Source organism: Clostridium sp., assembly GCF_021443865.1.
Classification (GTDB): domain Bacteria; phylum Bacillota; class Clostridia; order Clostridiales; family Clostridiaceae; genus Clostridium.
In genome coordinates, this window is record NZ_JABUTB010000071.1 from 10,829 (window position 1) to 14,725 (window position 3,897).

A 3,897-nucleotide genomic window follows, 5' to 3' on the forward strand; every position below is an offset into this window, starting at 1 on the left:
TTATCATTTATATTTAATATAGAGACATTTTCAAAATCTTTAAATTTTCCTTACCTGATAATTTCAAAAAGTCTATGAATTTTTTGGGGGGCGTTTAAATGACAATTGAATTAAACATGATTCAAACTATTGGATTAGCTGTTGTTTCCCTTCTTATTGGAAAAGCAGTTAAAGGAAAATTTTCTTTATTCTCAAGGTATGCTATACCTTCACCAGTAATTGGTGGACTTCTATTCTCAATATTACATATGATTCTTAGACAAAATGATATCGTTATATTTAACTTTGATACAACTCTTCAAACATTTTTTCAAACTATGTTTTTTTGTACTGTTGGCTTTAATGCAAGTCTTAAAATGCTTAAAGTTGGAGGTAAAAAAATATTTGTATTTTTACTTATATCAGTGGTGTTAGCTGTACTTCAAAATGTATTAGCTGTTGGTTTATCGGAATTTATAGGGATAAATCCTCTTTTAGCACTACTTACAGCCTCACCTTCTTTAACAGGAGGTCATGGTACATCAGCCGCTGTAGCTCCTAGTATTGAGGCTTTGGGACATCCAGAGGCTCTAACAGTAGCCTTAACAGCATCCACATTTGGAGTTATTGCAGGATCATTACTTGGTAGTCCTATGGCTATTCGCTTAATTGTTAAAGACAAGCTTGTAAATAAAAAAACATCTGACGAATCTGATGATAATAACATCGACTTATCTATTATAGAAACTAAGAAGACTACACTTGATACTAATAAAATCAGTATGGCTTTCTTCCAAATATTAATAGCTATGGCCCTTGGAACTTATTTAACTGATGCTTTAAACAAATTTGTTGGCGGATTTTTAGGTGGAGCAAACTTTCCTCCATATATAGGATCTATGGTTGTAGCAGCTATTATGAGAAATATCTCAGACAATTCAACTAAATTTAAGATTCCTTTAGAAGAAATTGAAGTGGTAGGAGAAGTATCATTAAGTCTATTCCTAGGCATGGCGCTTATAACATTAAAACTATGGCACTTAGTAGACTTAGCTCTTCCAATGCTAATATTACTTTTAGCTCAATGTTTAATGATGTACCTTTATGGAATGTTTGTATCCTATCCATTAATGGGTAAAAATTATGACTCAGCTGTAATGGTAGCAGGATTAACTGGATTTGCAATGGGTTCTACATCAAATGCAATGGCAAATATGAATTCAGTTTCTGATGAGTACTTATATTCTAAAACTGCATTCTTTGTTGTTCCTATAGTAGGATCACTATTTATAGACTTTATAAATATTGGTATTATATATGGCTTTATAGGATTCCTTTCTTAAGGCTATATTTAAAATTACATAAGTGATTTAATTTTTAAATTAAAATAAAAAGCCCTGCAATATTAAGAATTTCAGGGCTTTTATTTATGTAATTAATATTTTATATAAATGTAACCACTTCTTCTAAAGGTTTACGTGGTGCTTGTTCTGGTGTATTATCCGCTGGTATTCCCAAGGAAATAATGGCCATTAATGAATACTCTGGCTTTTCAAAACCTATTATTTTTTCAATTCTTTCCTTAGCATGAGCAGGTCCTGTCATATAACAAGCTCCATATCCCATAGCCGCAGCACCTAATAAAAAGTTTTCTACAGCTGCTCCTATGCCTTGTGCATCTGATTGTGGTGATCTAAGCATTTCAATAACTGCTTCATCTACATTATTAGCTCTTAATATTTTTTCTTCAATCATATCATATTGTTTTCCATACACTATTATTGCACATGATGATCTTTGGAAATTTAAATAATATGGAAGAACCTTCATAAATCTTTTCTTCTCTTCTTCACTTCTAGCAAGAGAAGCTATATTGGTATGGCTTTCAGTAACAGCTTCAGCCATTTTATTTATTATCTCTTTATTTTGAACAACTACAAAATGCCAGTTTTGCTGATGTTTTGGTGAAGGTGCATATGTAGCTGCATGTAATAATTTTAAAATATCTTCCTTTGGAACTTCTCCCTCTTTATAATCTCTGATACTTTTTCTCTTGTATATAAAATCCAATTTATCCATAACAACACTCCTTCTAGCTTTCTTTCCACCATTTTACATTAGGATTATTAATTATTCAATCTATATTCACATTATTAATATTAATATAATAATACTTAGTATATATTATTTCACAAAACTTCTATTAAATATGACTTTACATATAAATAGTTTAAGAGTATTATTTATATAATTTACCATTTGGTAAAATATATATAATAGGAGTGATTAAATATGTTTAAACTATCTATGACATTTATTAACCTACCTGTTAAAGACTTAAAAAAATCAATGGACTTCTTTGATAAACTTGGCTTTACTTTTAATATGCAATTTACTGATGAAAATGCAGCATCAATGATAATAAATGATAATACCTTTGCAATGCTTATTACTGAATCACACTTTAAGAACTTTACTAATAAAGAAATTATAGATGCAAACAAACAAGTAGAGTTTTTACTTTCCTTTGCTTTATCCAGTAGAGATGAAGTTGATATGTTTGTAGAAAAAGCTCTTGAAGCTGGTGGTAGGCGTTCACAAGAACCAAAAGATTATGGCTTTATGTACCAAGCTAGTTTCCTAGATCTTGACGGTCATATTTGGGAAGCCTTTTATATGAATCAATAGGAAAATTAATAGAACACATTAGTAAATTATTAATAAGTAAAGTTTATATTGTATGGAGCTGTTGCAACAGCTCCTAAATTAAAAATTCTTTACTCCATTCCCAAACTTCACTAATAGTCTCAACTTGAAAGCCTAAATCCCAATAAAATTGCTGATCTCCTACAAGGATTCCTCTACACTTGGGTGCCATACTTCTTATTACTTTAACAAATATATTCTTACTTCATATACTAGTTCTATATGAATATATTCGAGGATTAATTATGAAACTTATTAATTTATTTTCTAATAGGTCTGATAAAGTAGAAAAGCGAACTTCTTTCACTAAAGCTGAGGCATCCAAAATAGCCAAAGAATTAGGAATAGATTTTTCAAAGGAAAAATTTACTTTAAATGACTTTACCGCAGGACTAAATGTAGAACTTGAACATGGTACAAGATCATTACTTACAAACGTAACTAATGACAATCCTATTATTACTGGAAAAATAGCTTTAGCTCACTTAAATGAAATTCCTGATTATTATGTTAGGTTACGTAAACTTGAATCTGATGCTAAAGCTTATTGGAATAAAGCTTTTACTAATAAATAGCCTTCTAGTAATATAATTAACCCAGCAGCTAGGTAAAATTACTTCTGCTGGGTTAATTATTTCTTATCCTTAAAAATTATTTCATAATTATCTAAATCATAGCCTTTGCCAAAAAATCCTGTTAATATTGTTTCTACATTAGTACGAGCATTTTCTAGTAGCCCATTTGCAATAGCATTTTTTTCTGCATTTTGCTTTAGCCCCTTCATATTTTCATTATTTTCTTTCATAGTAATCTTAGTGAAGATGCTCTCATTTTCATGATACACTTTAAATGAATCTAAGTTTATTTCACTGCTTAGTATTTTAGCCTCTGGTAGTTTTACTTCAATACTAGTCTCATTTTCTTCCCATTCTATTTCTTCAAAATTGAAGCCTGCTTTTATAACTATATCATAGCTATATATCATTTTACTTTGTGTAAATGGTATTGTTATTCCAAATAATTCTCTTGACTCATCTGTAACACTTATTTCTGTACAGTAGGCAGTTTGTGTAGCAAGTTCCCCCATATCTTCAAATCCAATTTTTTGAGTTTTACTATCATATGAAATATAAGTTTTTAGTCCAATTCCTACGGCAGCAATACATAATAAAAAAGAGCCTTTAAAAATAGATACTAAAGATAAAAATAATG

5 protein-coding genes are annotated in these 3,897 nt (G+C 29.8%); 3 read left to right on the plus strand and 2 right to left on the minus strand.

Annotation, left to right across the window (positions count from 1 at the left end; translation table 11 throughout):
• The first annotated feature begins 98 nt into the window (after positions 1–98).
• Positions 99–1,322 (plus strand): sodium/glutamate symporter, encoded by a 1,224-nt coding sequence (locus HUJ77_RS11925; RefSeq protein ID WP_291708915.1) that lies wholly within the window; start codon positions 99–101, stop codon positions 1,320–1,322.
• A 100-nt stretch (positions 1,323–1,422) separates the two neighbouring features.
• Here HUJ77_RS11925 and HUJ77_RS11930 read toward each other — a convergent pair whose 3' ends face one another.
• Positions 1,423–2,058 (minus strand): nitroreductase family protein, encoded by a 636-nt coding sequence (locus tag HUJ77_RS11930; RefSeq protein WP_291708918.1) that lies wholly within the window; start codon positions 2,056–2,058, stop codon positions 1,423–1,425.
• A gap of 213 nt (positions 2,059–2,271) precedes the next feature.
• Between HUJ77_RS11930 and HUJ77_RS11935 the strand changes: the two genes are divergently transcribed.
• Positions 2,272–2,667 (plus strand): VOC family protein, encoded by a 396-nt coding sequence (locus tag HUJ77_RS11935; protein WP_291708920.1) that lies wholly within the window; start codon positions 2,272–2,274, stop codon positions 2,665–2,667.
• 263 nt (positions 2,668–2,930) lie between these two features.
• On the plus strand, positions 2,931–3,260 hold the full coding sequence (locus HUJ77_RS11940; RefSeq protein ID WP_291708921.1) for a DUF5661 family protein: 330 nt from the start codon (positions 2,931–2,933) through the stop codon (positions 3,258–3,260).
• Between the two features lie 56 nt (positions 3,261–3,316).
• On the opposite strand, the gene HUJ77_RS11945 is transcribed toward HUJ77_RS11940, so the two are convergent.
• Positions 3,317–3,897, minus strand: a 581-nt coding sequence (locus tag HUJ77_RS11945; RefSeq protein ID WP_366033361.1) for a DUF4230 domain-containing protein, incomplete at its 5' end; no start/stop codon positions are given.

Bases quoted from the DNA above. Each gene is read 5' to 3' on its own strand.
- HUJ77_RS11935 (WP_291708920.1), top strand. From the start codon at position 2,272: ATGTTTAAACTATCTATGACATTTATTAACCTACCTGTTAAAGACTTA.
- HUJ77_RS11925 (WP_291708915.1), top strand. From the start codon at position 99: ATGACAATTGAATTAAACATGATTCAAACTATTGGATTAGCTGTTGTT.
- HUJ77_RS11940 (WP_291708921.1), top strand. From the start codon at position 2,931: ATGAAACTTATTAATTTATTTTCTAATAGGTCTGATAAAGTAGAAAAG.
- HUJ77_RS11930 (WP_291708918.1), bottom strand. From the start codon at position 2,058: ATGGATAAATTGGATTTTATATACAAGAGAAAAAGTATCAGAGATTAT.